This is a genomic window from Streptomyces sp. NPDC006314, assembly GCF_040613075.1.
In the GTDB taxonomy this organism is placed as follows: Bacteria; Actinomycetota; Actinomycetes; order Streptomycetales; family Streptomycetaceae; genus Streptomyces.
Window position 1 is genome coordinate 135803 of the sequence record NZ_JBEXRL010000007.1, and the last position, 24951, is coordinate 160753.

The following is a 24951-nucleotide window of genomic DNA, read 5'->3' on the forward strand; positions in this document are numbered from 1 at the left end:
GGGAGCTCCTCGGGTCAGGCGCGCTTGTAGACGGGTGGCCGTTTCTCCGCGAACGCGCGGGCGCCCTCCTTGGCGTCGGCGGTGTCGAAAACCGGTCGGCCGCGGGTGAGTTCGGCGGCGAGTCCGTCGGTCTCCGTCATCCCGGCGGTCTCGTACACGGAGGCCTTGACGGCCTCGACGGCGAGCGGTCCGCAGGCGTTGATCTGTTCGGCGATCTCCAGGGCCTTGGCGAGCGCGGTGCCGTCCGGCACGACATGGCCGATGAGGCCGATGCCGGCGGCCTCCTGAGCGCTGTACGGCCGGCCGGTCAGCAGCATCTCCAGGGCGTGGGTGCGCGGGATCTGGCGTGGCAGCCGGACGGTGGAGCCGCCGATCGGGAACAGAGCGCGCTTGACCTCGAACAGTCCGAAGGTCGCGGACTCGCCCGCGACCCGGATGTCGGTGCCCTGGAGAATCTCGGTGCCGCCCGCGACGCAGTACCCCTCGACGGCGGCGATCACCGGTTTGCGCGGGCGGTGGTGGCGCAGCATCGCCTTCCAGTGCAGGTCGGGGTCCGCCTTGAGCCGGTCACGGTGGTGCTGCCCCTGCATACCGTCGCCGGCCAGCGCCTTGAGGTCCATTCCGGCGCAGAAGGCGCCACCGGCCCCGGTGAGCACGATCGAGCGGATCGTGTCGTCCCCGTCGGCCTCGAGCCAGCCGTCGTACAGGCCGACGAGCATCGGGAGCGAGAGCGCGTTCTTGGCGTCGGGCCTGTTGAGCGTGAGTACCAGTGTGGCGCCCTCGCGCTGCACGGCGAGGTGTTCCGTCCCAGCCATGGGCCATCTCCCCTCGGTAAGAACGAGAACAGGTTGCAGCAGGCGAGGGGGCACTTCAAGGGTTTTCTGACAGACAGTCAGATTTCTTGGTGCGGGCCCTTCACAGTTGCGGCCCCCTTTGCTCTGATGACCGGCGAACCGACGGATGCGCCTTTCTTCGTCCGGGCTGCCGGGGTCAGGAGGAGCGGTGGAGTACAACCTTGCCGATCTGTTCGAGTCGGTCGTCGACGTGGTCCCGGACCGCGAGGCGCTCGTGTACCTCGACCATCCCGGCACGGGCGCGGAACGCCGGCTGACCTACGCCGAGCTGGACGCCGCCGCCAACCGCATCGCGCACCACCTGTCCGACAGCGGTCTGCGACCCGGCGAGCACCTCGGCCTCCACCTGTACAACGGGGTCGAGTACCTGCAGACGGTACTGGGCTGCCTGAAGGCCAGGATCGTCCCGGTCAACGTGAACTACCGCTACGTCGATGATGAGTTGGCGTACCTCTACCGGGACGCGGACCTCGCCGCACTGGTCTTCGACGCGGAGTTCGAGGACCGGGTGGTGCGGGCGCTGCCGCGTGCGCCGGGGCTCCGGCATCTGCTGCGGGTGGGAGCAGGGCCGGCAGTGGTGCCCGGAGCGGTTCCGTTCGCCGACGCGGAGGCCGCCGGTTCGCCCGAGCGCGGTTTCCCGGCACGGTCCGGGGACGACCATTTCATCATCTACACCGGCGGTACGACGGGCATGCCCAAAGGTGTGATGTGGCGCCAGGAGGACCTGTTCTTCGCCGGGTTGGGGGGCGGGGCACCGACCGGGGAACCGGTGAAGGCGCCGGAAGAGCTGGCCGAGCGGGTCGCCGCGGCCGGCTCCGGGATCACCTTCTTCCCCACTCCCCCGCTGATGCACGGCACCTCGGCCCTCACCGCGTTCATCGGTTTCAACTTCGGCCAACGTGTCGTGCTGCACCGCCGATTCGCCCCTGAGGAGGTGCTGCGGACCGTCGAACGGGAGAAGGTCACCAGCATGTCGCTGGTAGGCGACGCGATGCTCCGGCCGCTGATCGACGCCCTGAACGGGCCGATGAAGGGAACCGACTGCTCCGCCCTGTTCAGCGTCTCCTCGTCGGGCGCCATCATGTCGGAGACGGTGCGCAGGCAGTTCCGCGAGCTGGTCCCGAACGCGAGGCTGCTGAACAACTTCGGCTCCTCCGAGTCCGGCTTCAACGGGACGGCGACCGACGACTGCGGACCCGAGCGTGGCTTTCGCATCCGGGTCAACTCCCGTACCCGGGTGGTCGATCCGGTGACGCACGAGCCGGTCGCCGTCGGTGGGATCGGCCGGGTCGCCCAGTGCGGCCATGTCCCGCTCGGCTACTACAACGACCCGCGCAAGACCGCCGAGACCTTCTTCGAGAAGGGCGGGCAGCGCTGGGTGCTGCTGGGCGACATGGCGACGGTCGACGAGGACGGGGTGGTCACCGTCCTCGGCCGGGGCTCCCAGTGCATCAACACCGGCGGCGAGAAGGTCTATCCGGAGGAGGTCGAGCAGGCGCTCAAGGCGCATCCGGACGTGTACGACGCGCTGGTCGCGGGTGTGCCGGACGACACGTGGGGCAACCATGTGGCGGCCGTGGTGCAACTGCGCGAGGGAGCACCGCGCCCGTCGCTTGCCGACATCCAGAACCACTGCCGTACCCGGCTGGCCGGTTACAAGATCCCCCGCCAACTGGTGATCACGGACACCGTCCGGCGGTCCCCGAGCGGCAAGGCCGACTACCGGTGGGCGCGGGAGGTGGCGGTGGCGGCGGACCGCCGGTAGGCCGGGAAGGGCGTGCCCGTGACCACCGGCGCCACGGCCCGAAGGCACTGGATCGGGTCTCCGGCTGGGGCGGGACCGAGGAACCGAAGCCTGCCGCGGACGCCCGGTCTGGGCGATGACCGCGTTCCGGGACCGGTTCATGGAGGCGTGCGTGCCGCAGCCGGGCCGAGGGCGGCTGCCGAGGCTTCCCGGTTCCCCGGCGCTCACCCGTCGAGGAAGTCCTCCACCAGGGCGAGGAACTCCTCCGGTCGGGTCTCGTGCACCAGGTGCCCGGCGTCGACGGTCACCAGCCGGGCGTCCGGGATCAGCTCGGCCAGCTGGGCGACCTGGTCCTGCGGGATGGGGCTGGTGGGACCGCCCCCGATGATCAGCGTGGGCATGGTGATCCGGTCCATGTGATCCCACCACACAGGATTGGGCGTGTTGCGCTGCCGATCGGTGGCCCGCACCATCGCCCAGTCGAACGGCAGCTCACCGTCGGGCCGCTCGGCGGGCGGTCGGGGCGGGTCGAGCGGAACCGGCGCGCACACGTCCTCCAGCACCAGGCGCCGTACGGCACCGGGATGCCGCTGCGCGAGAAGATAGGCGACGAGGCCGCCCAGCGAGTGCCCCACGACGTCGGCGCTGTCGAGCCCGAGGGCTGCCAGCAGGGCGCGGATGTCCTCGCTCATGGTCTCGGCCGAGTAGTCCCCGGGCCAGTCGCTCTGTCCGTGCCCGCGCAGGTCGGGGGCGTACACCCGGCGCGGGCGGGGTGGTGCCGCGAGCCGTTCGGCGATCCGCGTCCAGTCCGCGCCATCGGCACCCCGGCAGTGCAGCAGCAGCACGGGCGGGGCGTCCGCCGGGCCCCAGGTGCGGCAGGCCAGAGTGGTTCCGCTCGCCTCGATGGCGTGCGGCGGCGCGGTGTCCATGCCCGGCACGCTAGCCGAACGGGGCGGGGCGGGCGGCCTAATCCGCCGACGGCGGAGCGGAGTCCGCGGACCGGTCGAGGAAGGCGCGCGTACGGCTCAGGAACGACTCGGGGTCGTCCAGCCACGGGTAGTGGCCGGCGCCGGGCTGGACGGCGAACTCGGCGTTCGGGAAGGCCTGAGCGGCACGGCGGGCGAGGCCGGGTCGTGGGCCGCCGTCGAGTTCGCCCGCGTACACGAGGACAGGGGCGGTCAGCGTGGCGAGGGCGGCACGGGTGGCATCCGGTGTGAAGGCGCCGTCGGCGAAGTAGCGCTCCCCCGCCTCCTCGTTCGTCTGCTCCGGTTCGGCGTCCGTGTGTGCCCGGGCGGTGTCGTCCCAGCGGCCGTAGAAGAACGGCAGGAACACGTCGTCGAAGTCGGCGCCCCCCGCGAGCCACCCCCGGAAGGCCGGGAACGCGTCCTCGAACCACGGCTCCTTCGTGCGCAGCGCGGCCGCCGCCAGCCGGTCCTCGGGCGTCGCCCGCATGCCCAGGGCGGACGGGTTGGGGGTGATCAGCACGAGCCGTCGTACCCGGTGCGGACGACGGGCCGCGTAGAGCATCGCCAGGGCGGCACCGGCCGAGTGGGCGAGGAGATCCATGTGCTCCAGACCCATGTGGGCGCGCCACGCCTCCACGTCCTCGACCATCCGGTCGCATCGGTATGTCGCCGGGTCCGCCGGCACCGCGGAGTCGCCGGTGCCCCGCAGGTCGAGCAGGGCCAGCCGGCGGTGCGCGGTCAGCCCACCGAGGTCCCCGAGGTAGGCGGAGGCACGCATGGGGCCGCCGGGCAGCACGGCGAGGGGCTCGCCCTCACCCCGCAGGTGGTAGGCGAGCGGCGTGCCGTCGGCTGCGATGAAGGTCGGCATGCAGGTGATCATGGTCGTCGCCCCCGCCGGTACGCAACGCCTTTCCCGGACGGCCTGGGTGTCGCTGCTCACCGCGCGATGGGCCGGTAAGCCAGGAGTCCGCGCACTCGGGTGGAGCGTCCTGCCCGACCACCGGGAGCCACAGGGGCGGTGCCGAACTCCGCCAGGTGCTCGGCCGGGACAGGCGGGAAGTCCCCTCGCAGCTCCACCGCCCCTCCTCGCGGGGGTGCCCCCACGAGGAAAATCGCCGCCGCCCTCTTGCCTGAAGGCGCGTGGCCTGGATTACTGGCCCCGAAGAGATCGACCGAATGATCGGTCGTCCGAAATGTGAGGTCGGCGAGGGAGACGTCTCGATGGCGGATGCGACGGATCTGCTCGATGCGGGCGAGCGGCTCGGGCCGGACGAGCTGCGGGCGCTTCAGCTGGAGCGGCTGCGTGCCTCGCTGCGGCACGCGTACGACCACGTGCCGTTCTACCGGGTGTCGTTCGAAAAGGCCGGCATCCACCCGGAGGACTGCCGTTCGCTCGCGGACCTGGCTCACTTCCCCTTCACGACCAAGGCCCACCTGCGGGAGAACTACCCCTACGGCATGTTCGCCGTGCCGCGCGAGCGGATCCGCCGCCTGCACGCCTCCAGCGGCACCACGGGACGCCCCACGGTGGTCGGCTACACGGACAACGACCTCTCCATGTGGGCCGACATGGTGGCGCGGTCGATCCGTGCGGCCGGCGGGCGGCCCGGTGACATCGTGCATGTGGCGTACGGCTATGGCCTGTTCACCGGTGGTCTGGGCGCTCACTATGGTGCCGAGCGGCTGGGCTGTACGGTCGTACCGGCCTCCGGCGGAATGACGGCGCGCCAGGTGCAGCTGATCCGGGATCTCGAACCGGCCGTCATCATGGTGACCCCCTCCTACATGCTCACGCTGCTGGACGAGTTCGAGCGGCAGGGCGTGGACCCGCGCGGCACCTCACTGCGGGTGGGCGTCTTCGGGGCCGAGCCCTGGACCGAGCAGATGCGACGCGAGATCGAGGAGCGGTTCGCGATCGACGCCGTCGACATCTACGGTCTGTCCGAGGTGATCGGTCCGGGTGTGGCCCAGGAGTGCGTGGAGACCAAGGACGGCCTGACCGTGTGGGAGGACCACTTCTATCCGGAGGTGGTCGATCCGATCACGGGCGAGGTGCTGCCGGAGGGCGAGCGGGGCGAGCTGGTGTTCACCTCGCTGACCAAGGAGGCCATGCCGATCGTCCGGTACCGGACCCGCGATCTGACCCGGCTGCTGCCCGGCACGACCCGGGTGTTCCGGCGGATGGAGAAGGTCACCGGCCGCAGCGACGACATGGTGATCCTGCGCGGGGTCAACCTGTTCCCCACCCAGATCGAGGAGATCGTGCTCCGCACGCCCGGTGTGGCGCCGCACTTCCAGCTGCGCCTCACCCGGGAGGGCCGCCTGGACGCACTGACCGTACGGGCCGAGGCCCGCCCGGGCGCGACTCCGGAGGTACGGCGGGAGGCGGCCCGGTCGATCGTCGCGGCCGTGAAGGACGGCATCGGTGTGTCCGTCGACGTGGAGATCGTGGAGCCGGAGTCGCTGGAGCGCTCGGTGGGCAAGATCCGCCGTGTCGTGGATCTGCGCCCGCGTTAGCGCTCAAGGCGCCGATGTCCGTCCTCACGGCACCGGCCGGGCACCCGGCGCCGGTGCATGGACATGCGTGGCAGCCGCGCGGAGAAGGACGCCCTGCGCGGCGGGGCCGGCGTGGTGTTCGGGGGCGATCCGGACGGTCGTCCGCAAGCCGCACGGCCACGTGGAGGCGGGCGCCGACGATGTGGCCGTGCAGGTGATCGGCGTCGGACCGGGCCAGTCCGCGCTGCCGCACTGGCGGTCGCCGGCCGACACACCGCCGCCGTCGAAGCGTCCGGCTAGCCGCTGAAGCGGTCCCGCAGCTCGCGCTTGAGGATCTTCCCGCTGGCGTTGCGCGGCAACCGGTCCACGAACAGCACCCGCTTGGGGGCCTTGAAGGCCGCGAGCCTCTCCTTCACGTGGGCGATCAGCCGGTCCTCCGTCACCTCGCCGCGCGGCACGACGACCGCCGTGACGGCCTCGACCCACCGCTCGTCGGGCAGGCCGATCACGGCGGCCTCCGCCACGGCCTCGTGAGCGTACAGGGCGTCCTCGATCTGGCGGGAGGCGACCAGCACCCCACCGGAGTTGATGACGTCCTTCACCCGGTCGACGATGGTGAGGTAGCCGTCGGAGTCGCGCACCGCGAGGTCGCCCGAGTGGAACCAGCCGTCCCGGAACGCCTCGGCGGTCTCCTCGGGCTTGTCCCAGTAGCCCTCGCACAACTGGGGTGAACGGTAGACGATTTCGCCCGGCGTGCCGTCGGGGACGTCCTCGCCCTTGTCGTCCACGACCCGGGCGTCCACGAACAGCACGGTCCGGCCGCACGAGTCCAGCCGGCCCTCGTGCTCGTCGGGGCCGAGCACGGTGGCGAGCGGGCCGATCTCGCTCTGTCCGAAACAGTTGTAGAAGGCGAGCCCCGGCAGGCGGTCCCGCAGCCGCTCCAGCACCGGCACGGGCATGATGGACGCGCCGTAGTAGGCCTTGCGCAGGCCGCCGAGGTCGCGCCTCGCGAAGTCGGGCCGGTCGGCGAGGCCGATCCACACCGTGGGGGGCGCGAAGAGGCTGTCCACGCGGCCCGCTTCGATGAGATCGAAGAGCCGGTCCCCGTCCGGCGCGTCCAGGATGATGTTGGTCGCGCCGACCGCGAGGTACGGCAGCAGGAACACGTGCATCTGCGCGGAGTGGTACAGCGGCAGCGCGTGCACCGGCCGGTCGCCGGCGCTCAGGTCGAGGGCCGTGATGGCGCTCAAGTACTCGTGCACCAAGGCCCGATGGGTCATCATCGCGCCCTTGGGCAGAGCGGTCGTGCCGGAGGTGTACAGCAGTTGCGCCAGGTCCTCGGTGCGAGGCTCGGGCCCGTCGTACGACGGTGCGTCCGGGAGCCGGGCGAGGAGCGAGCCCTCGGTGTCCCGCAACGGCAGTACACGGACGCCCCGCGGAAGGCGACCGGCGAGGTCCGGGTCCGCGAGCACCAGCGTGCTGCCCGACTGGCCGACGAGGTACGCCAGATCGTCCCCGGTGAGGTTCTGGTTGACCGGCACGTGGACCAGGCCCGCTCGGGCGCAGGCCAGGAACCCGATCAGGTAGGCGTCGGAGTTGTGGCCGTAGGCGCCCACCCGGTCGCCCGGCGTGAGCCCCTGCGCGCGCAGGAGTGCGGCCGCGCGGGAGACGGCGTTGTCGAGTTCCTCGTACGTCCATCTGCGCTCGCCGTACTCCACCGCGACGCGCGCCGGGGTGCGCCGGGCGCTGCGCCGTAGGACTCCGTCGACCGTGCTGCCGTGTCCCTGCATCATGACAGCCGATCCTCGGGCCGCCGGACGTGCCGGTCAAGGACCCGGGGCTGCCGTCATACCGGCCGGGTGCGCCCCTCCCAGTAGGGGGCGCGCAGCCGCCTCTTGTAGAGCTTGCCGTTGGGGTCGCGGGGCATCTCGGCGATGAAGTCGACGCTCTTGGGCCGTTTGTAGCCGGCGAGCCGTTCGGCGCAGTGGTCCAGGAGGGCGGCGGTCAGGGCCGGGCCGGGTTCGTGGCCGGGGGCCGGTTCGACGACGGCCTTGACCTCCTCGCCCCAGTCGTCGTGCGGGATGCCGAAGGCGGCGGCGTCGGCGACCGCCGGGTGGGAGAGGAGCACGGACTCGATCTCGGCCGGGTAGATGTTGACCCCACCGGAGATGATCATGTCGATCTTGCGGTCCCTGAGGAAGAGATAGCCGTCCTCGTCCAGATGGCCGAGGTCGCCGACGGTGAAGAAGTCGCCGATGCGGTTCTTGCGGGTCTTCGCCTCGTCCTTGTGGTACGAGAAGCCGCCGGTGCTCATCTTCATGTAGACGGTGCCCAGCCGGCCCGGCGGGAGCCGGTTGCCGTCGTCGTCGAAAACCGCGAGTTCGCTGATCGGCCAGGCCTTGCCGACCGTGCCTGGTTTCTTCAGCCAGTCCTCGGCGGTGGCGAAGGCGCCGCCGCCCTCGCTGGCCGCGTAGTACTCCTCCACACAGTGCCCCCACCAGTCGATCATGGCTCGCTTCACATGGTCCGGGCAGGGAGCGGCGCCGTGGATGGCGTGCCGCATGGAGGAGACGTCGTAGCGGGCCTTCACCTGGTCCGGGAGGGCGAGCAGACGGTGGAACTGGGTCGGGACCATATGGGTGTGCGTGCAGCTGTGGCTGTCGATGAGACGGAGCATCTCCTGGGGCGTCCACTTGTCCATCAGCACCAGACGGTGGCCGATGTGCAGGGACGCTCCGGCGAACTGCAGGACGGCCGTGTGGTAGAGCGGCGAGCAGACCAGGTGGACGTTGCCGTCGAACGGCCTGATGCCGAAGATGCCGAGGAAGCCGCCGAGGTAGGCCTCCTCGGGCGCCTTGCCGGGCAGCGGTCGGCGGATGCCGCGCGGGCGCCCCGTCGTACCGGAGGTGTAGTTCATGACCCAGCCGAGTTCACGGTCCGAGGGCGGGGAATCCGGTCGGCCTTCGAGGAGTTGGGTGTACGGCCGGAAGCCCTCGGCCGACCCGACCGCGTAACGGTGCGTGACCGGAAGTCCCGCCTCCTCGGCCGCGGCGCGCGCGGCGGCGGCGTACCGCTCGTGCGCGATGAGCACCTTGGCGCCGGAGTCGGCGACGATCCAGGCGATCTCCGGGCCGACGAGGTGGTGGTTGACCGGGACGAGATACAGACCTGCCTGGCTGGCGGCCAGGTAAGCGGTGAGGAACTCGACGCCGTTGGGCAGGACGATCGCGAAGGCGTCGCCGCGCTCCAGTCCGGCCGCGCGCAGCCCGTGCACGAGCCGGTTGGCGGCGGAGTGCAGACGTCCGGCGGTCCACTCCTCGCCCTCGGGGGCGATCAGGACCGTGCGGTCCGGTTCCTGGGCGGCCTGCGCCCAGAAACCGGCGGGGGGTGTGCTCACGACTGGCCGCTCCTTCCGGCGATGCGGTTGATGCGGTCCACGGCCCGCTCGAAGCCGCGGGTGAGGTCGTCGAAGACGGCCTGGACGCTGCGTTCGCTGGTCATCCGGCCGACGATCTGGCCGACGGGCGTGCCGAGCAGCGGCTCGACCTCGTACTTCTGGATGCGGGAGACCGCCTCGGCGACCAGCAGGCCCTGCAGCGGCATGGGCAGGGTGCCGGGCCCGGCCGGGTCGTCCCAGGCGTCGGTCCACTCGGTACGGAGCTGACGTGCGGGCTTGCCGGTCAGGGAGCGGGAGCGCACGGTGTCCCCGGAGCCGGCGGCGAGCAGCTTGCGGGTCAGGGCGGGCGAGTGCAGGTCGGCTTCTGTGGTGGTCAGCCATATGGAGCCCAGCCACACACCCTGGGCGCCGAGGCTGAGGGCGGCAGCCACCTGCCGGCCGCTGCCGATACCGCCCGCGGCCAGCACGGGCAGCGGGTCGACGGCTTCCACGACCTCGGGGGTGAGCACCATGGAGGCGATCTCCCCGGTGTGACCGCCGGCCTCGTACCCCTGGGCCACGACGATGTCGATGGCCGCCTCCTGGTGCTTACGGGCGTGCCGGGCGCTGCCCGCGAGCGCGGCCACGAGCACGCCCCGGTCGTGGGCGCGGGCGACGACGTCGGCGGGCGGGGAGCCGAGGGCGTTGGCGAGCAGCCGGATGGGGTAGTCGAAGGCGGCGTCGAGTTGGGTGCGGGCGACCTGCTCCATCCACCCGGTGATGCGCCACCCGGACGCCTCGCCCTCGGCCAGCTCCGGCACCCCGTACTTGGCGAGGGTGTCCCGCACGAACTGCCGGTGCTCCTCGGGGATCATCACCTCGACGTCGGCCTCGGTGACGCCCTCCACCTTCTTCGCGGGCATGACCACGTCCAGCCCGTAGGGCCGGCCCCCGGCGTGCGCGTCGAGCCAGTCGAGGTCGCGCCTGAGGTCGTCGGGGGCGGTGTAGCGGACCGCGCCGAGCACGCCGAAACCGCCGGCCCGGCTGATGGCCGCGGCGACGGCGGGGAACGGCGTGAAGCCGAAGACGGCGTGCTCGACTCCCAGGTGCTTGCTCAGCTCCGTCTGCATGGGCGCAGGATGCCGCAGTCACCCGGACGACGGAAGACCGTTTCTGATACTCCGTCAGATTCTTTCGTACGTCACGCGTCCCGTTGACACACCCGGCACCTGACAGGAAAGTTTCACCACGCGGGGCAAGCCCCGAAAGATATTTTCAGGCGGGAGGCCGCACAATGACGGACGACCTGGCAGGCAGACGAGCGAGCGGGCTGACGCGGCGCCAACTCGTGGCGGGTTCGCTGGCGTCGGGCGGCGCGCTGGCCCTCGCGGCGCTGCCCGCGGGTCCGGCCGCGGCGGCGCCCGTCTCCGGTCGCCCCACCCTGCGCCACGGCACGCCCGAACGCGCCGGGCTGCTCTCCGCGCATCTGCGGCAACTCATGACGGACGCCGAGGCGTTCCTCCGCCCCTCTCCACGGCATCCCTGGTTCGCGGGCGCCGTCCTGCTCGCCGGGCGCGGCGGCACCGTGGCCCTGCACGAGCCGGTCGGGATGGCGGTGCGTTACGCCGCGTACGACGAGAAGACCGACACCGGTGTCGAGTTCCCACCCGACCGACAGCTCCCCATGACCCGGGACACCGTCTTCGACCTGGCCTCCGTCTCCAAGCTGTTCACCTCGCTCCTCGCCGTGCAGCAGATCGAGCGGGGCACGCTGGCACTGGAGGGGACGGTCGCCGCGTACCTCCCGGAGTTCGGCGCCGCCGGCAAGCAGGAGGTGACGATCCGCCAACTCCTCACGCACACCTCGGGATTCCGTGCCTGGATCCCGCTGTACAACGCGCCGACGTACGAGGAGAAGCTCCAGCTCATCTGGGACGAGGCACCGCTCGCCCCACCGGGCACCACCTATCTCTACTCGGACCTGAACCTCATCTCCCTTCAGCTGGTGCTGGAGCGGATCACGGGCCGCACCCTGGATGTCCTCCTCCGCGACGGGATCACCGCCCCGCTGGGACTGCGGCACACCCGCTACAACCCGCCCGCCTCCTGGAAGCCGGGGATCGCGGCCACCGAGGACGCGCGCAGGCCCTGGTCCGGTCTGGACCGCGGGCTGGTGTGGGGTGAGGTGCACGACGAGAACGCGTACGGCCTCGGAGGCGTGGCCGGGCACGCGGGGGTGTTCTCCTGCGCGTGGGACCTCGCGGTCCTCGGCCGTACGCTGCTCAACGGCGGTGCCTACGGCCGGACCCGTATCCTGCGGCCTGAGTCGGTGGACCTGATGTTCACCGACTTCAACACCGCCTTCCCGGGTGACGAGCACGGCCTCGGCTTCGAGCTGTACCAGCACTGGTACATGGGGGCGATGGCCACCCCGTGCACGGCTGGGCACACCGGCTTCACCGGCACCTCGCTCGTGCTCGATCCCACGACCGACTCCTTCCTGGTCGTCCTCGGCAACTCGGTGCATCCGGTGCGCACCTGGCGGTCCGGTTCCGCTCCGCGGTCCGCCGCCGGGAACAACCTGGCCCGTGCGGTACCGGTGCGCCCCGCGCGAGGCCGTACGGCCTGGTTCTCGGGCATGGGGAACGCCACCTCCGCGACGCTCACCCTCCCGGTACTGGACACCTCCCCCGGCCCGGCCCGCCTGCGGTGCGCCCTGTGGTGGGACACCGAGCCCCGGACCGACGTCCTGGTTCTTGAGTCCACCACGGACGGCGGTACGACCTGGCAGCCGGTCCCGTTCACCACCTCCCGTCACGGCGAGGACCCCCAGGACCACCCGTCGGGCACGGTCACGGGCTGGTCGGGCCGCGTCTGGCACCAGGTGACCGCGCCCCTGCGGGCCGACCGCCGGCTGACCCTGCGGTGGCGGTACACCACCGACCGGCTGTACGCCGGCCGGGGCGCGTACGTCGATGCCCTGTGCGCCGAGGCCGGCGGGAAGGTGCTGTTCGACGGGGCACGCCCGGCGGACACCGCCCGTATCACGGCCGTGGGGTGGCGGGAGTCGGCCGACTAGGGCGGACGGGGAGGGGGAGGTCAGTCCCGCTCCAGCACCGCCATCGCCGCGTTGTGTCCCGGTACCCCGCTCACCCCTCCCCCGCGGACCGCCCCCGCGCCGCACAGCAGGACGTTGGTGTGCCGGGTCTCCACGCCCCAGCGGCCCGTGTCCGGCTGGGCGTACGGCCAGGACAGGGCCCGGTGGAAGATGTGGCCGCCGGGCAGCCGCAGGTCCCGTTCGAGGTCGAGCGGGGTCTTCGCCTCGATGCAGGGGCGGCCGTCGGCGTCGGTGGCCAGGCAGTCGGCGAGCGGTTCGGCGAGGTGGGCATCGAGCTGGGCGAGGGTGGACCTCAGCAGCTCCTCGCGTACGGCGTCGTTGTCCCGGTCGAAGAGCCGGGCCGGGGTGTGCAGTCCGAAGAGGGTGAGCGTCTGGTAGCCGCGCTCGGCGAGGCCGGGGCCGAGGATGGTGGGGTCGGTCAGGGAGTGGCAGTAGATCTCCGAGGGTGGCGTGGCGGGGAGTTCACCGGCGGCGGCCTGGGCATGGGCGGTGGCCAGCTGCCGGTAGCCCTCGGCGATGTGGAAGGTGCCGGCGAAGGCCTCGCGGGGGTCTGCGTCGGGGTCGCGGAGCCTCGGGAGGCGCGTGAGCAGCATGTTGACCTTGAGCTGGGCGCCCTCGGCGGGCTCGGGCGTGGCGTCCCCGGTCAGGGCGGCCAGTGCCTGTGGGGAGGCGTTCACCAGGACATGCCGGGCGGCGGCGGCACCCTCTCCGTCGGCGGTGCGGTAGGCGACCTCGGCGGTGTGCCCGTCGGTGTCGATACGGACCGCCTCATGTCCCGTGGCGATGACCGCGCCCGCCGAGCGGGCCGCTGCGGTGAGCGCGTCGGTGAGGGCGCCCATGCCGCCGACGGGCACGTCCCAGGCACCGGTTCCGCCGCCGATGACGTGGTAGAGGAAGCAGCGGTTCTGGGCGAGGGAGGGGTCGTGGGCACCGGCGAAGGTACCGATCAGCGCGTCGGTGAGGACGACCCCCCGGATCAGGTCGTCGCTGAACGTCTCCTCGACGGCGACACCGATCGGCTCCTCGAACAGCACCCGCCAGGCGGTGTCGTCGTCGATGCGGCGGCGCAGCTCGTCCCGGGTCGGCAGGGGCTCGGTGAGCGTCGGGAAGACCCGCTGGGCGACCCGGCCGGTCATGCCGTAGAAGCGCTTCCAGGCCGCGTACTCGCGCTGGCCGCCGGTCAGCCGGGCGAAGGCCTGCCGGGTGCGCTGCTCGCCACCGCCGACGAGGAGTCCGGTCGGCCGGCCCTCCCGCTCCACGGGGGTGTACGAGGAGATGGTGCGGGCGCGGACGCGGAAGTCCAGTCCGAGGTCGCGCACGATCTTCTGCGGGAGCAGGCTGACCAGGTACGAGTAGCGCGACAGACGGGCGTCGACACCGGCGAACGGGCGGGTGGAGACGGCGGCGCCGCCCGTGTGGTCCAGCCGTTCCAGTACCAGCACGGAGCGGCCGGCCCGCGCCAGGTAGGCGGCGGCGGCCAGGCCGTTGTGGCCGCCGCCGACGATGACGGCGTCGTAGGCGCGGGTTCCCTCGTTGGCAGTCATGGTTCTTCGTAACACGTGCTGATCCACGGCGGCCAGATGCGGGTACGGGAAGTGATCGCACGGGAAGTGATCGCACGATCGGGCTCCGCCGGATGCCCGCCGCCGGGTGGATCACCGCGGCCCGTCGGTACGGCTCCCCGGCCTCCGTGCCGCGGCCGAGGTGCTCCTTGCGGCCGGCGAGGGTGTCGTTGCGGCCTGTCGTCCGACCTTGTACGGTGCGGGACGCACGCCCGGGCCGAGCCTCGCCATCGCGCGCAGGATGTGTTTCGGCGGAAGCTGCCAGCGCACCCGTGCGGGAACGCGTCGCAACAGGGCACCCGTGGTCCGGAGTCGGCGGGTGACGACGGCGGGTGGCGGGGCGGGTCTGCCGTACAACTGATGGGCGTACGGCGGCAGGGCGGCGTACGCCAGGTGCGCCACGCGCCGCCACAGCACCTCGCGCGCCGGGACGAGGAGGGGGTGCGTCGGCGGCCGGAGCAGAAAGCCGTCCACCTCCTGTGCCTCGTCGCCTGCGGCGAGTTCGGGCCGCACCCGCTCGAAGTACGCGGCGAGTTCCGCCCGGTCGGCCGGTACCGCGCCGGGCTCGAGGCCCACCAGGCGGGCGCTGACCCGGTGTTCGGCGATGTACCGGTCGGCCTGGGCGTCGCTGAGCGGAAAGCCGGAGCGGCGCAGAACGTGCAGATAGGAGTCGATCTCCGCGCAGTGCACCCACAGCAGCAGCTCGGGCTCGTCCACGCCGTAGCGCTCACCGGTGTCCGGATCGGTCGCCGTCAGCATGCTGTGGATCTTCCGCACCCGGGCGCCCGCGCGTTCGGCGGCCTCGGTCGTGCCGTACGTCGTCGTGCCGACGAAGTCCGCCGTGCGCATCAGCCGGCCCCAGGCGTCGCGGCGGAAGTCCGAGTTCTGGATCACGCCGCGGACCGCGCGCGGGTGCAGCGCCTGGAGATAGAGCGCGCGGATGCCGGCGACCCACATCATCGGGTCGCCGTGCATCTGCCAGGTCACGGAGTTCGGTGTGAAGAGCCCGGGGTCGCCCGTGCCCGAAGGTGTGACCACAGCCATGGTTGTCACCTCTTGTCACCACCGACCCGCGCTTTGCCAACAGCGGCAGCATCCCGCTGCCCAGCCACCGAGCTTTCTCGGCACATCGGTACACGCCGACGGCTCCCAGTGCACGGTGTCCTCCGCACCGGCGACCCTGACCGCACGCATCGAGGCGCCGCTCTGCCATGAGTGCTGCCCGGATCGGCAGTGGGTCATTCACTCGAAGGTGAAGCGGTCGCGCGGGAACCAGGTGCCGACGAGGCACAGGAGCGACAGGCCCGGCTCCCGTGTGGGGGGCCGCTGGGCCGTGTCCTCGTGATCGGTCGAGGCGACGGCGAGCACTCTGTACTCCCCGGCGTGGCAGGGCCTCCGCCCGTGCTGCCGCCCGGGCGAGTACGTCGCCGCCATTCCGGGGCCCGCGGCTCCGTGGGAATCGTGTCGGGGCCGTGCGATGCCGGTCGCCGCGCGGCCTCGCCCGACGACCGGCATCCACAGCGGGCCTCCGGCTGCCATCGCGCCGGTTCACGCCCGTGGCGGACGTTCGTCCGCACGACTGTGAGCGGTGCCTGTCATCGACCGCTCCCATCGTCCACCCGGCCACCGCTCCGAGGGACGGTCGGCGGGTTTCTGAACGCCAGCCCTCGGTCAGGGCTCCGCACGGCCACGGCCATGGTCGGCGGCGTACGCGGCGAACACCTCCGCCGGCGTTCCGCTTGTATGGAGGAAACGCTGGTCGAGGATGGCGGCGAGGTCCTCCAGGGCACCGGCGAGCAGGTCACCGGCCAGCCTCACCTCCGGCCGCTCGGCTGTCTGCCCGCACTGGGCGAGGGTGGACGCGAAGCCGACCGTGGCCGCCAGCGACGAGTGGTCCTCGCCGTCGTGGAAGTAATAGGCCTCGGCGTACTGCGTGAAGTCGATACGGACGCGTACGACTTCGGTGACCAGGCTGTCCAGCAGCACAGCCCCCGCGGTGCAGTCGATCTGTCCAGGTGCCGGATCCGAGTCGCGCAGCAGCGCCAGCCGGATGGCCAGGACCCTCCTGCGGGTCAGCGCCGGATAGATCTCCAGAACCCAGGAGACGGTGGCTGTCAGGAGGGCGAAACCGACCAGAGCCTCCAGTGGCGAGACCACGCGGAGCCAGCCCTCGCCCGGCGCGATGTCCCCCAGCCCGAGGGTGGCCACCGTGACCAGCGACAGGTACATGGAATCGAGCAGCGCCGGCTCCTGGGCCGCCTGTGATCCGGGCGAGAAGGTGAACGCACCGGGCATGTGGGGCCAGTAGACGATGGCCCAGCCCAGGACGATGGAGACGGTCCACGTGCCCACCACCGTGACCATGGCGAGCGGCCCGACAAGGCCGACCACGCGCCTGCGCGCGCGGAAGCGTCGGGCCAGTCGCCACAGCCCGGTCATGACGAGGCGGCTCAGGCCACCGTGGCGGGTGGGATGCCAGAGTGTGTGGAACAGGTCCCTCAAGGTGACCATGACGAGCCCGGCACCGACCAGCGAGACCAGCCACTTCATTCACGACTCCCACGGCCCTGTCACCCAGAAGCGGAATCCCCGCTTCTGGAGCTTACGATCTGTCCACGGCCGGAGCCGCACAGGAACGGCCGGCTCGGCGCGGACCGGCGGAGCAGCCGTCCTGGCGGACCACCGGGAGATGACGCTGTCAAGGCGCGGGCTGAGTCAGGGCCCGTCACTGGTGCTGTTTCGCAAGACGGTCAGTCGGCGGCGGTATTCGTGGGCTTTCCAATGAGCCGGGCCCGGTGGGCCAGGCCCGGGTCACCGATCCTGGCTGCGCACGATCACGACCGGGCAGCTCGCATGCTGCGACACGTGCTGACTCACGGAGCCGAGCAGGGCGCGCGCGAACCCACCCCGGCCCCGGCTGCCGACGACCAGGACCTCGGCTCCTTCCGCGGCTCTCAGCAGAACGTCCGCGGGATTGCCGTGCACCACGTGGGTCCGGACCGAGCCGGCCGTGTCCGCGCCGAGCACGTCGGTCAGCTCCTGGCTCATCTTCTGGCGGGTCTCGTCCTCGTCGACGTCCATGTCCACGGCGGGCCCCGACCAGCCGTACAGTCCCGGCAACTCCCACACGGCGACCGCGTGCACGGTGCCGCCGATCAGGCCCGCGTACCGCACGGCCCAGTGCAGAGCCTCGTACGAGGACCGCGACCCGTCGAGGCCGACCACGACCTTCAGCTCGGAGACATCCCTGTTCATGCGTCCCACCTCTTCTCCGGTGTGTGCGCCCACCTGGCCGGGCCGCCCCTGTTCTCCACGCTGCGGGACGCATCGCCGCACCGCCAGAGAAGAGCGTCCGGCGGCATGACGGACGCCGCTGCCGTCAGAGCCCATAGCGTGTCGCCCAGCCGGACTCCACGCGTTCCCACTCACGGCTCCACTGGGCCGGGCGCCGGCGGTCGACGGTGCAGCCATGGCGCCACGGGCGTCCAGCCCCACGGTCGCGGCGGGCATGCGCGTCATGGCTGTACACCGTCTGTCCGGCACCCCACGCCGTCAACGGCAGCAGCACGACGGCGACGGCCGTCAGGAGTGCCCGAAGTGCCGGTCCACCGGCCGTTCCGGGGGCTCCGGGCACCGCCGGGGTTCCGCGGAGCGCGCTTACCGGACGAGCCTGAGGCGGGCCGGTGTCCGGGAGGACGCGGTGTCCGCATGCACGGCCCTCCGCTCGCGAGTCGTCGGTTCCGTGTGCTCTCTCACCGTGCCGCGCCGGCAGACCCACCGGGCAGGAGCCCCACGGTCCTCCTGAGCGCCGTTCGGCCCCACGGGTCCGGGTGCCCTCGGGAGTGAGGCCGGGCCACCGGGCCGGGTGCCCTCGGGGAGTGATGCCGGGTCATCGCCGACCGCCTCGGCATCGAACAGGCCCGATCTCCCGGGGCCGTCGCGGCTGCCTGTCGGGGGCAGGGAGCCCAGGCGACGGGACTGTGGACGGCGGGAATGAACAAACGAATCGGAGTCGACCCGAGACCGAAGGCCAGTGGTTGCGTTCGTATGCATGCCGTACCGGAGGCGGCGGCACGGTCGGTCACCGTCCACCGGTCATGTCGCTTTTTCGTCCCGCACGACGGCGACGGGACAGTGCGCGTGGTGCAGCAGTGCCTGGCTGACCGAGCCCAGCACCAGCCCCTTGAAGCCACCGCGCCCCCGGGTACCGACCACAACCAGCTGTGCGTCGCGGCTGGCCTCGATCAGGGCCGGGCGGATCCGGGAGTGGACCAGCCGCCGCTCCACGCTGACCAGGGGACGGGACCGCTGCCAAGGGCTCAGCGTCTCGTCCAGCGCACGCTGCTCCTGCTCGCGGAGCCGTTCGGCGTCCGCCACCACGTTCAGCGGATCGACCGGCCCCTCGGAGGCCGGCTCGCTCCAGGTGTTCCAGACATGCAGCGCCACCAGGTCCGCGCCGCGCAGCGCTGCCTCGGCGAAAGCGAACTCGACGGCCGGCTCGCCGGCCGGTGAGCCGTCGACCGCCAGCAGCAAGGGTCCACACGGGTTCTCTCGGCCGCGTACCACCAGCACCGGGCAGCGGCCGTACGCGGCCAGGTGTGCGGCGGTCGAGCCGAGCAGGAGGCTGCCGAACGCGCCCAGTCCGCGGCTGCCGACCACCAGGAGCGAGGCGGTGCGCGACTCGATTTCCAGCACGATCAGCGGCTCACCGACGGTGACTTCTCGCGTGACCTCGATATGCGGGGCGACTTCGCGGGCCCTCTGTTCGGCCTTGGCCAGTGTGCCGTCGACCAGCTCGCGCACGCCTGCCATGGCCGGATTCCAGGGGGGTCCTCCGGGCGGCAGGTGCATCGACGGCCATCCGAAGGCGTGCACCAGACGCAGTCCCACGCCGCGCAGCCCCGCCTCGTGTGCGGCGGCCCCCACCGCTTCCAGGCTCGACGCGGAGCCGTCCACTCCCACAGCGACCGGGTTCTCCATGACACACCTCGTCAGGGCTTCACTCGCGGTGCAGCACCACTTTGCCGACGGCCTCGTGGCCGGGGACCGTCCCGACCTCCACGGTCACCGCCGCGGTACTCCCGGGCAACACGGTCACCGTCCACCTCAGTCCGGCTCCATGTACGGGCGGCGGAAGACCGGGGCCTGTCCGGTCCCCCACGGCCGTACGGCGGTCAACGCCCGGGCGACCGCGGACTCCAACGCGCCACTGGTGTCGACCGGGACGGCTTCCGGCCACGGCGGTTCCCTTGCCGCCATGGCGGTGGCGATGTCGGGGCCGGCGTCGGAGACGCCGGAGGCCCGCGTGCTCAGGCGGGCCGCTGACACGTCGCCCGGCACATGGCAGTGCAGGGCCACCAGGTCGGCGCTGGTGCGTTCGGCCACGCGCAGAGCCGCCTCACGCTGTCCGGCATCGGACCAGGTGGCGTCGAGGACGACGGACTCGCCGGAGGACAGCAGAGCCGTTGCGCGGTGAAGCAGGGCGGCATAGGTCCGGGCCGTCCACCCGGGCGTGTACAGCCCCTCGCCGTAGCCTGCCGCCGCGGAGTGCTCGGCGGGGATGCCCGCCAGCTCCTTACGGATCCGGTCGCTGCTGAGCAGGGTGACCCCCAGCCGGTCGGCCAGCGCTCCGGCGAGAGTGGACTTGCCGCTGCCCGGCAGTCCGCCGACGAGGGTGAGGCAGACGGCGGAGGTGCGCAGGTGGCGCAGTGCCGCCGAGGCCAGCCGCCGTGACGCCGCGTCCGCGCCGGGAGCGCCCTGCCGAGCCTGGATGACGGAGACCTTGGCGCGGACGAACGCGCGGTAGGCGACGTAGTGGTGCCACAGTGACGGAGGCGCGGGATCGGCGGAGTACTCGCCGTACTCGGCGAGGAAGTACGCCGCGGCCTCCGGAGCACCGAGCTGTTCCAGGTCCATGGCGAGGAAGGCGGCGTCGTCCAGGCCGTCGACATACCGAAGATGGTCGTCGAACTCCAGGCAGTCCAGGACACGAGGGCCGTCGTCCAGGCAGAAGATGTCCTCGGCGAGCAGGTCTCCGTGGCCGTCGACCACCCGTCCCTGCTCGATGCGGGCGTCGAACAACCGCTCGCGACCGGCGAGATAGCGACGCACCAGCCGCTCGATCTCCGTCAGTTCATCGGGCACGAAGCCTTCGGCGGCCAGCGCGGACATCTGGGCGAAACTGGCCTCCCAACGAGACGACAGCGCGTCCCGTGTGCCCTGCTCATCCACGTCGCGGCCACGGGGCGCCTCTGCGTGCCACGCGGCGAGGTGCCGGGCGACGGCTCGGAGGACGTCGTCGACGGCGGCCCCTTCCCGTACGAGGTGGGAGAGGCGGCGGTCTTCCGGCATGCGGCGCATCACCACGAGTGGTTCAGGCGTCTGCGCGTCCGGGCTGCGGAGCTCGCCCAGGCCTAGGTAGACGTCGGGGGCGAACCGGCGGTTGAGGGTGACTTCGCGCTCGCACGCGGCCCGTCGGGCCGTCTCCGTGGTGTAGTCCAGGAATCCGAGGTCGACCGGTTTCTTGAGCTTGTAGACGTGGTCGCCGGCGAAGAACAGGACCGCGGTGTGCGTCTCGCACACCGCTGCGGGGGGCAGCGGCTCGCCGTGCGCGGAGGCGTCGCCGTGAGGCACCGGCCGCGAGTGCACCGGCGTCCCGCGGGGGTCGGGCTCAGTCATGAGGAACGACCGCGAGGGGACAGCGCCCGCGAGGAACGGCAGCCTGCGCCACCGGACCCAGGGGAGGCGCCGAACCACGACGGTGCCGGTGCCGGCGCCGGCTCACGATCAGCGGTGCGGCGCCCCCGGCGGCCTGTACGGCGGCATGGGCGGAACTCTCGAGACGGATGTCGCCAGAGGTTCCCTGACGTTTCAGGGCCACGACCACACGGCTCGCGTGCATCGGGGGCGTTCCCTTCTCATGGGGTTCGGCGGGCGCCAGCACCACGGGCCGCTCGCCCCGCGCCACGACGGGCGTGGTGTTCTGGCGTTTCTCGGCCTTGTGGGCGGCCCATCGGGCGGCGGCCAGACGTTCGGGCAAGCCGTCGGGGCCCACGGTGATGACTGGTCGCATGGCGGCCGCCTCTCTCAAGAAGCTGGACACGACGGTTCGGACGTCGTCTGCATGCCGGGAGTGGTGCGTTCCCTCAATTCGAGGATCACCCCCATCCCGTCCGCGGCGCATGTGGAGCTGTGGACGAGGGACCGGAGGGGTGGCATCCGGCATGAGAGGAGACCGGGGCGCGGCGAGTCCCCTCGTGGTCGGCGTCGACTGACCCGAGGCGAGCCTGGAGGCGGTCGACTGGGCTGTAGTCGGTCCGGTAGGGCGTGCCGCTCCGCCTCCTGCACGCGGCGGCCGGTGAGCAGGAAGCGTCCGACGTGATCGGCGTTGCCGCGGCGGGTGTCCTCGTGCATCACCGCGCTGGACACACCCGCACCGCGGGAGCGCCCTCACTGGCACCCAGAGGGCTCGGGGACCTCGCCGACATGCTCCTGGGCCCGGTCGGCCTCGCCGTGGCGGAACGGGCCGACTGCCCGGTCTCATGGTTTCGCGGAGGCGCCGGCGCAGGTGCTCGGCCTTTCCGAAGCTCCTCGGTTCCCTCCCCCGGCCACACAACCAGTCGCACCGCCGGCCACCTCGCGAACCGCCGGCCACCTCGCGAACGGGAGACTCTCGCCCCGTGCGGCGATGTCTCCCGCGTGGCAGGTTGGACACAGCACCATTCAGAGGAGAGGGCGGCGATCATGCGAGCTCACCTCGGCGACCAACTGGTCATCGAAAGTCCGGCGACCGGCACCGCGAGGCGTGACGGTGAGATCGTCGGGCTGCACCACGAGGACGGAACACCTCCCTACGAGGTGCGCTGGTCGGACACGGACGAAGTGACGCTCGTCTTTCCCGGGCCCGACGCACACATCCGCCATCCCGAGTACGAACAGCCAGGGATCACGCGCGCCGCAGAGCCGGACACGGGCCAGGCGGAAGCCGTGCCCACGGCTGCCCCATCGGCCGGGGCTCCCAACCCCGGCGACATCGGCCGGCGGGTGGCCCTCGAACGCCGGAGACAGGGGCTCAGCCGTGAGGAGGCAGCCGGCCGCGCCCGGATGTCACCCGACTACCTCGCCTACCTGGAGGAACAGCCCGCCGACCCGACCTCGGCGTCCCTCGTCAGGCTGGCCGACGCGCTGGGCACCACGGTCACCGCTCTACGCGGAGGAGGCATCGATCTCCCGCCCGGTCAGGGTTACGCACTGCTGCACCCTCAGCTGCGGGACCTCGGCCCGCACGAATGCCGCACCCTGCTCTCCACGCACGGCGTGGGGCGCGTCGCGGTGTCGGCGTCCGACGGCCGTCCGGCGGTCGTCCCGGTCAATTACGAGGTGGTCGATGACGCCATCGTGTTCCGGACCACGCCCCACTCCGTGGCCGCGGCCGCCGTGGGAACCGAGGTCGCCTTCGAGGTCGACCACGTGGACGACGCGCTGAGCCAGGGCTGGAGCGTGCTCGCCGTCGGCCCCGCCGGCGTGGTGACGGAGCCCGAGGCCGTGCGCAGGCTCACCCAGCAGGCGCACACCACGCCGTGGGCAGGCGGTGAGCGTGAGATGTGGGTGTCGATCCGGCCTGCGAGCCTCACGGGCCGTCGGATCACTCCGGCTGATCAGTAGACACGGTTCAGGGCGCCCTGCGCCGCGCTTGCCCGCATCCGGCTCTGTGCCGCCCAAAGGACGGCCGACGGGCGCCGCCCGTGCGGAAGTCATCCCGCACCGGCACACCCTGGATCCGAAGTGACACAGGCACGGGTGTCTCCGGCCCGGCCGCACGGCAGCAGGGGCCACCGCCGAGCCACCCGCCGGGAGGCGGGCTCGCGGGCACCTCGTGACGCTGACCTGGTCTCCTGCCTCGGCGCTGCCGAAGCGGCCAGAGGTTCCGTTGGGGCAAGGGCTTGCGACCGCCGGGCCAGGACTTGCGGTGCGGCTTCGGCTGCCGGCTGCGCTGCTGATCGGCTACCGCTGCCCCCGTGAAGGCCGGTGCCGACTGCAGACGATGGTCGCAGAAGGCTAACGCCGCACCCTCGGCATCCCCAGACCGATCCAGGAGATGATCTCGCGCTGGATCTCGTTGTTGCCGCCGCCGAACGTGAAGATGACCGCCGAGCGGTAGCCGCGTTCCAGTTCGCCGTGCAGGACGGCGCCCGCGGAGCCCTCCTTGAGGGGTCCGGCCGCGGCGACGATCTCCATGAGCCAGGCGTAGGAGTCCCGGCGGGCCTCGGAGCCGTAGACCTTGACGGCGGAGGCGTCCTGCGGGGTGAGCGTGCCGTCCTGGACGGCGGAGACCATCCGCCAGTTGAGGAGCTTCAGCGCGTCGAGCCGGATGTGGGTGCGGGCGAGCAGCCTGCGCACCCAGGGCAGGTCGGCCACCCGGCGCCCGTCGGCGAGCTTGGTCTCCCGTGTCCAGCGCTGTACGTCGTGCAGGGCGCGGATGGCCATGGTGCCGTGCGCGGCCAGGGTGACGCGCTCGTGGTTGAGCTGGTTGGTGATCAGCCGCCAGCCCTGGTTCTCCTCGCCGACGCGGCGGGAGACGGGGACGCGGACGTTCTCGTAGTAGCTCGCGGTGGTGTCGTGGGAGGCGAGGGTGGTGATGACCGTGCAGGTGTAGCCGGGGTCGGAGGTCGGCACCAGAAGCATGGTGATGCCCTGGTGCGCAGGCGCCTCGGGGTCGGTGCGCACGGCCAGCCACACCCAGTCCGCGGTGTCCCCGTTGGTCGTCCAGATCTTCTGTCCGTTGACGACGTACCGGTCGCCGTCGCGTACCGCCCGGGTCTTGAGAGAGGCGAGGTCGGTGCCTGCGTCGGACTCGCTGTAACCGATCGCGAAGTCGATCTCACCGGAGAGGATGCGCGGCAGGAAGTACGCCTTCTGCTCCTGCGTGCCGAACCGCATGAGCGTCGGGCCGACGGTGTTCAGGGCCATCAGGGGCAGCGGTACGCCGGCCTGCGCGGCCTCGTCGAAGAAGATGAACTGCTCCATCGCCGTCATCCCGCGCCCGCCGTACTCCGTGGGCCAGCCGACACCGAGCCAGCCGTCCGCGCCGAGCCGGCGGATGGTGTCGCGGTAGAACCGCTTCCGCGCGACCGGGTCGGCGTAGCGGGCGTAGGCGTTGTCCGGGACCAGCTGGGCGAAGTAGGCGCGCAGGTCGGCGCGCAGTCGCTGCTGCTCGGGCGTGTGATCGAGATGCACGGCGCCTCCAGGCTCCCCAAGGGCGGTCCTGCCGGCGCACACCGTAGAACGTGTTTCAGAAATTGGGAATGGCGCGCCCCTGGCGAATTCGGCGGCCGGTGCTGCGCGCCGAGTCACGCGAGGGGTGTCACCGGAGGCTGTCCAGGAAGTTCGAGCAGGCGTCCGCGCAGGCCCGGCAGGCCGCTGCCGCCGGCTCGGCGCCGGGGTACGCGTCAAAGGTGCGGGCGCATTCGAGGCATACCGAGCGGCACCATTCCAGGCGGACCCTGATGCCCTCCTCGTCCTGACTGTTCTCCTCGCACAGCACGCGGCAGGTGGCGTCGCACACCTCGGCGCACATGATGCCGAGCCGGCGCACGCGCTCCTGGCGCTCGGTGCCGTCCGGGTCGACGAGACTCGCGCGGACCGCACAGGCCCGGGCGCACTCGGTACAGGCCTGGGCGCAGGTGAAGCGATCCTCCAGGAACCGGTAGAGCTGCTGCTCTGAGGCCGACGGTGTCACTCCGTGCGGGTAGCCGGGGCGGGGAGCCGCAAACCACTGTCACCGGCCGGGAAAGGCGGCGGAGGGCGCCTGGTCGGACCGACAGGAGATGTCGTCGC

At 71.8% G+C, this 24951-nt stretch carries 19 protein-coding genes; 4 read left to right on the forward strand and 15 right to left on the reverse strand.

All coding sequences use genetic code 11. The features are described 5' to 3' along the window. Positions 1–14 precede the first annotated feature (14 nt). A complete protein-coding gene (locus ABZ079_RS15155; RefSeq protein WP_356939878.1) occupies positions 15–815 on the reverse strand; it encodes a crotonase/enoyl-CoA hydratase family protein in 801 nt (266 codons plus the stop codon). Between the two features lie 187 nt (positions 816–1002). On the opposite strand from ABZ079_RS15155, the gene ABZ079_RS15160 reads away from it, so the two are divergent. Continuing rightward, positions 1003–2619, forward strand: coding sequence for an acyl-CoA synthetase (locus ABZ079_RS15160; protein WP_356939879.1), 1617 nt, complete (start codon positions 1003–1005; stop codon positions 2617–2619). 203 nt (positions 2620–2822) lie between these two features. Here the strand turns inward: ABZ079_RS15160 and ABZ079_RS15165 are convergent, their stop codons facing one another. Together ABZ079_RS15165 and ABZ079_RS15170 are read right to left on the reverse strand one after the other, a co-directional pair. Then, on the reverse strand, positions 2823–3527 hold the full coding sequence (locus tag ABZ079_RS15165) for an alpha/beta hydrolase (protein WP_356939880.1): 705 nt from the start codon (positions 3525–3527) through the stop codon (positions 2823–2825). Positions 3528–3564: 37 nt separating this feature from the next. Then, a complete protein-coding gene (locus tag ABZ079_RS15170) occupies positions 3565–4431 on the reverse strand; it encodes an alpha/beta hydrolase (RefSeq protein ID WP_356939881.1) in 867 nt (288 codons plus the stop codon). Positions 4432–4784: 353 nt separating this feature from the next. Here ABZ079_RS15170 and paaK point away from each other — a divergent pair, with 353 nt between their 5' ends. Next, positions 4785–6080 (forward strand): phenylacetate--CoA ligase PaaK, encoded by a 1296-nt coding sequence (gene paaK / locus ABZ079_RS15175; RefSeq protein WP_356939882.1) that lies wholly within the window; start codon positions 4785–4787, stop codon positions 6078–6080. A 275-nt stretch (positions 6081–6355) separates the two neighbouring features. On the opposite strand, the gene ABZ079_RS15180 is transcribed toward paaK, so the two are convergent. From ABZ079_RS15180 to ABZ079_RS15190, 3 genes are read right to left on the reverse strand one after another with little or no spacing between them, the layout of a single operon-like run. Next, on the reverse strand, positions 6356–7852 hold the full coding sequence (locus ABZ079_RS15180; protein ID WP_356939883.1) for an acyl-CoA synthetase: 1497 nt from the start codon (positions 7850–7852) through the stop codon (positions 6356–6358). A gap of 53 nt (positions 7853–7905) precedes the next feature. After that, on the reverse strand, positions 7906–9456 hold the full coding sequence (locus ABZ079_RS15185; protein ID WP_356939884.1) for an acyl-CoA synthetase: 1551 nt from the start codon (positions 9454–9456) through the stop codon (positions 7906–7908). Further along, a complete protein-coding gene (locus ABZ079_RS15190) occupies positions 9453–10565 on the reverse strand; it encodes a nitronate monooxygenase family protein (protein ID WP_356939885.1) in 1113 nt (370 codons plus the stop codon). Before ABZ079_RS15190 ends, ABZ079_RS15185 begins: the two co-directional genes overlap by 4 nt. Positions 10566–10729: 164 nt before the next feature. Between ABZ079_RS15190 and ABZ079_RS15195 the strand changes: the two genes are divergently transcribed. Continuing rightward, positions 10730–12514 carry a serine hydrolase gene (locus ABZ079_RS15195; protein WP_356939886.1) on the forward strand — a complete coding sequence of 595 codons (1785 nt, stop codon included), beginning with the start codon at positions 10730–10732 and terminating at the stop codon, positions 12512–12514. A 20-nt stretch (positions 12515–12534) separates the two neighbouring features. On the opposite strand, the gene ABZ079_RS15200 is transcribed toward ABZ079_RS15195, so the two are convergent. The 7 genes from ABZ079_RS15200 to ABZ079_RS15230 all read right to left on the reverse strand — a co-directional run bounded on the left by ABZ079_RS15200 (position 12535) and on the right by ABZ079_RS15230 (position 20697). Continuing rightward, on the reverse strand, positions 12535–14097 hold the full coding sequence (locus ABZ079_RS15200) for an NAD(P)/FAD-dependent oxidoreductase (RefSeq protein ID WP_356939887.1): 1563 nt from the start codon (positions 14095–14097) through the stop codon (positions 12535–12537). A 111-nt stretch (positions 14098–14208) separates the two neighbouring features. Further along, a complete protein-coding gene (locus ABZ079_RS15205; RefSeq protein WP_356939888.1) occupies positions 14209–15159 on the reverse strand; it encodes an oxygenase MpaB family protein in 951 nt (316 codons plus the stop codon). 198 nt (positions 15160–15357) lie between these two features. Further along, positions 15358–15483 carry a hypothetical protein gene (locus ABZ079_RS15210; RefSeq protein WP_356939889.1) on the reverse strand — a complete coding sequence of 42 codons (126 nt, stop codon included), beginning with the start codon at positions 15481–15483 and terminating at the stop codon, positions 15358–15360. A gap of 303 nt (positions 15484–15786) precedes the next feature. Next, complete coding sequence (locus ABZ079_RS15215) at positions 15787–16665, reverse strand: potassium channel family protein (protein ID WP_356939890.1); 879 nt, start codon at positions 16663–16665, stop codon at positions 15787–15789. 261 nt (positions 16666–16926) lie between these two features. Continuing rightward, on the reverse strand, positions 16927–17370 hold the full coding sequence (locus tag ABZ079_RS15220; protein ID WP_356939891.1) for a universal stress protein: 444 nt from the start codon (positions 17368–17370) through the stop codon (positions 16927–16929). A gap of 840 nt (positions 17371–18210) precedes the next feature. Continuing rightward, a complete protein-coding gene (locus tag ABZ079_RS15225) occupies positions 18211–19095 on the reverse strand; it encodes a universal stress protein (protein WP_356939892.1) in 885 nt (294 codons plus the stop codon). Between the two features lie 126 nt (positions 19096–19221). Continuing rightward, the gene (locus ABZ079_RS15230; protein WP_356940076.1) at positions 19222–20697 is read right to left on the reverse strand and encodes an AAA family ATPase; all 1476 of its coding nucleotides are present in this window, start codon (positions 20695–20697) and stop codon (positions 19222–19224) included. A gap of 1161 nt (positions 20698–21858) precedes the next feature. Here ABZ079_RS15230 and ABZ079_RS15235 point away from each other — a divergent pair. Continuing rightward, the gene (locus ABZ079_RS15235) at positions 21859–22779 is read left to right on the forward strand and encodes a DUF1918 domain-containing protein (RefSeq protein ID WP_356939893.1); all 921 of its coding nucleotides are present in this window, start codon (positions 21859–21861) and stop codon (positions 22777–22779) included. Between the two features lie 393 nt (positions 22780–23172). Here ABZ079_RS15235 and ABZ079_RS15240 read toward each other — a convergent pair whose 3' ends face one another. Both ABZ079_RS15240 and ABZ079_RS15245 read right to left on the reverse strand, forming a co-directional pair. Continuing rightward, positions 23173–24351 (reverse strand): acyl-CoA dehydrogenase family protein, encoded by a 1179-nt coding sequence (locus ABZ079_RS15240; RefSeq protein WP_356939894.1) that lies wholly within the window; start codon positions 24349–24351, stop codon positions 23173–23175. A 127-nt stretch (positions 24352–24478) separates the two neighbouring features. Beyond that, complete coding sequence (locus ABZ079_RS15245; RefSeq protein ID WP_356939895.1) at positions 24479–24853, reverse strand: ferredoxin; 375 nt, start codon at positions 24851–24853, stop codon at positions 24479–24481. Positions 24854–24951 lie beyond the last annotated feature (98 nt).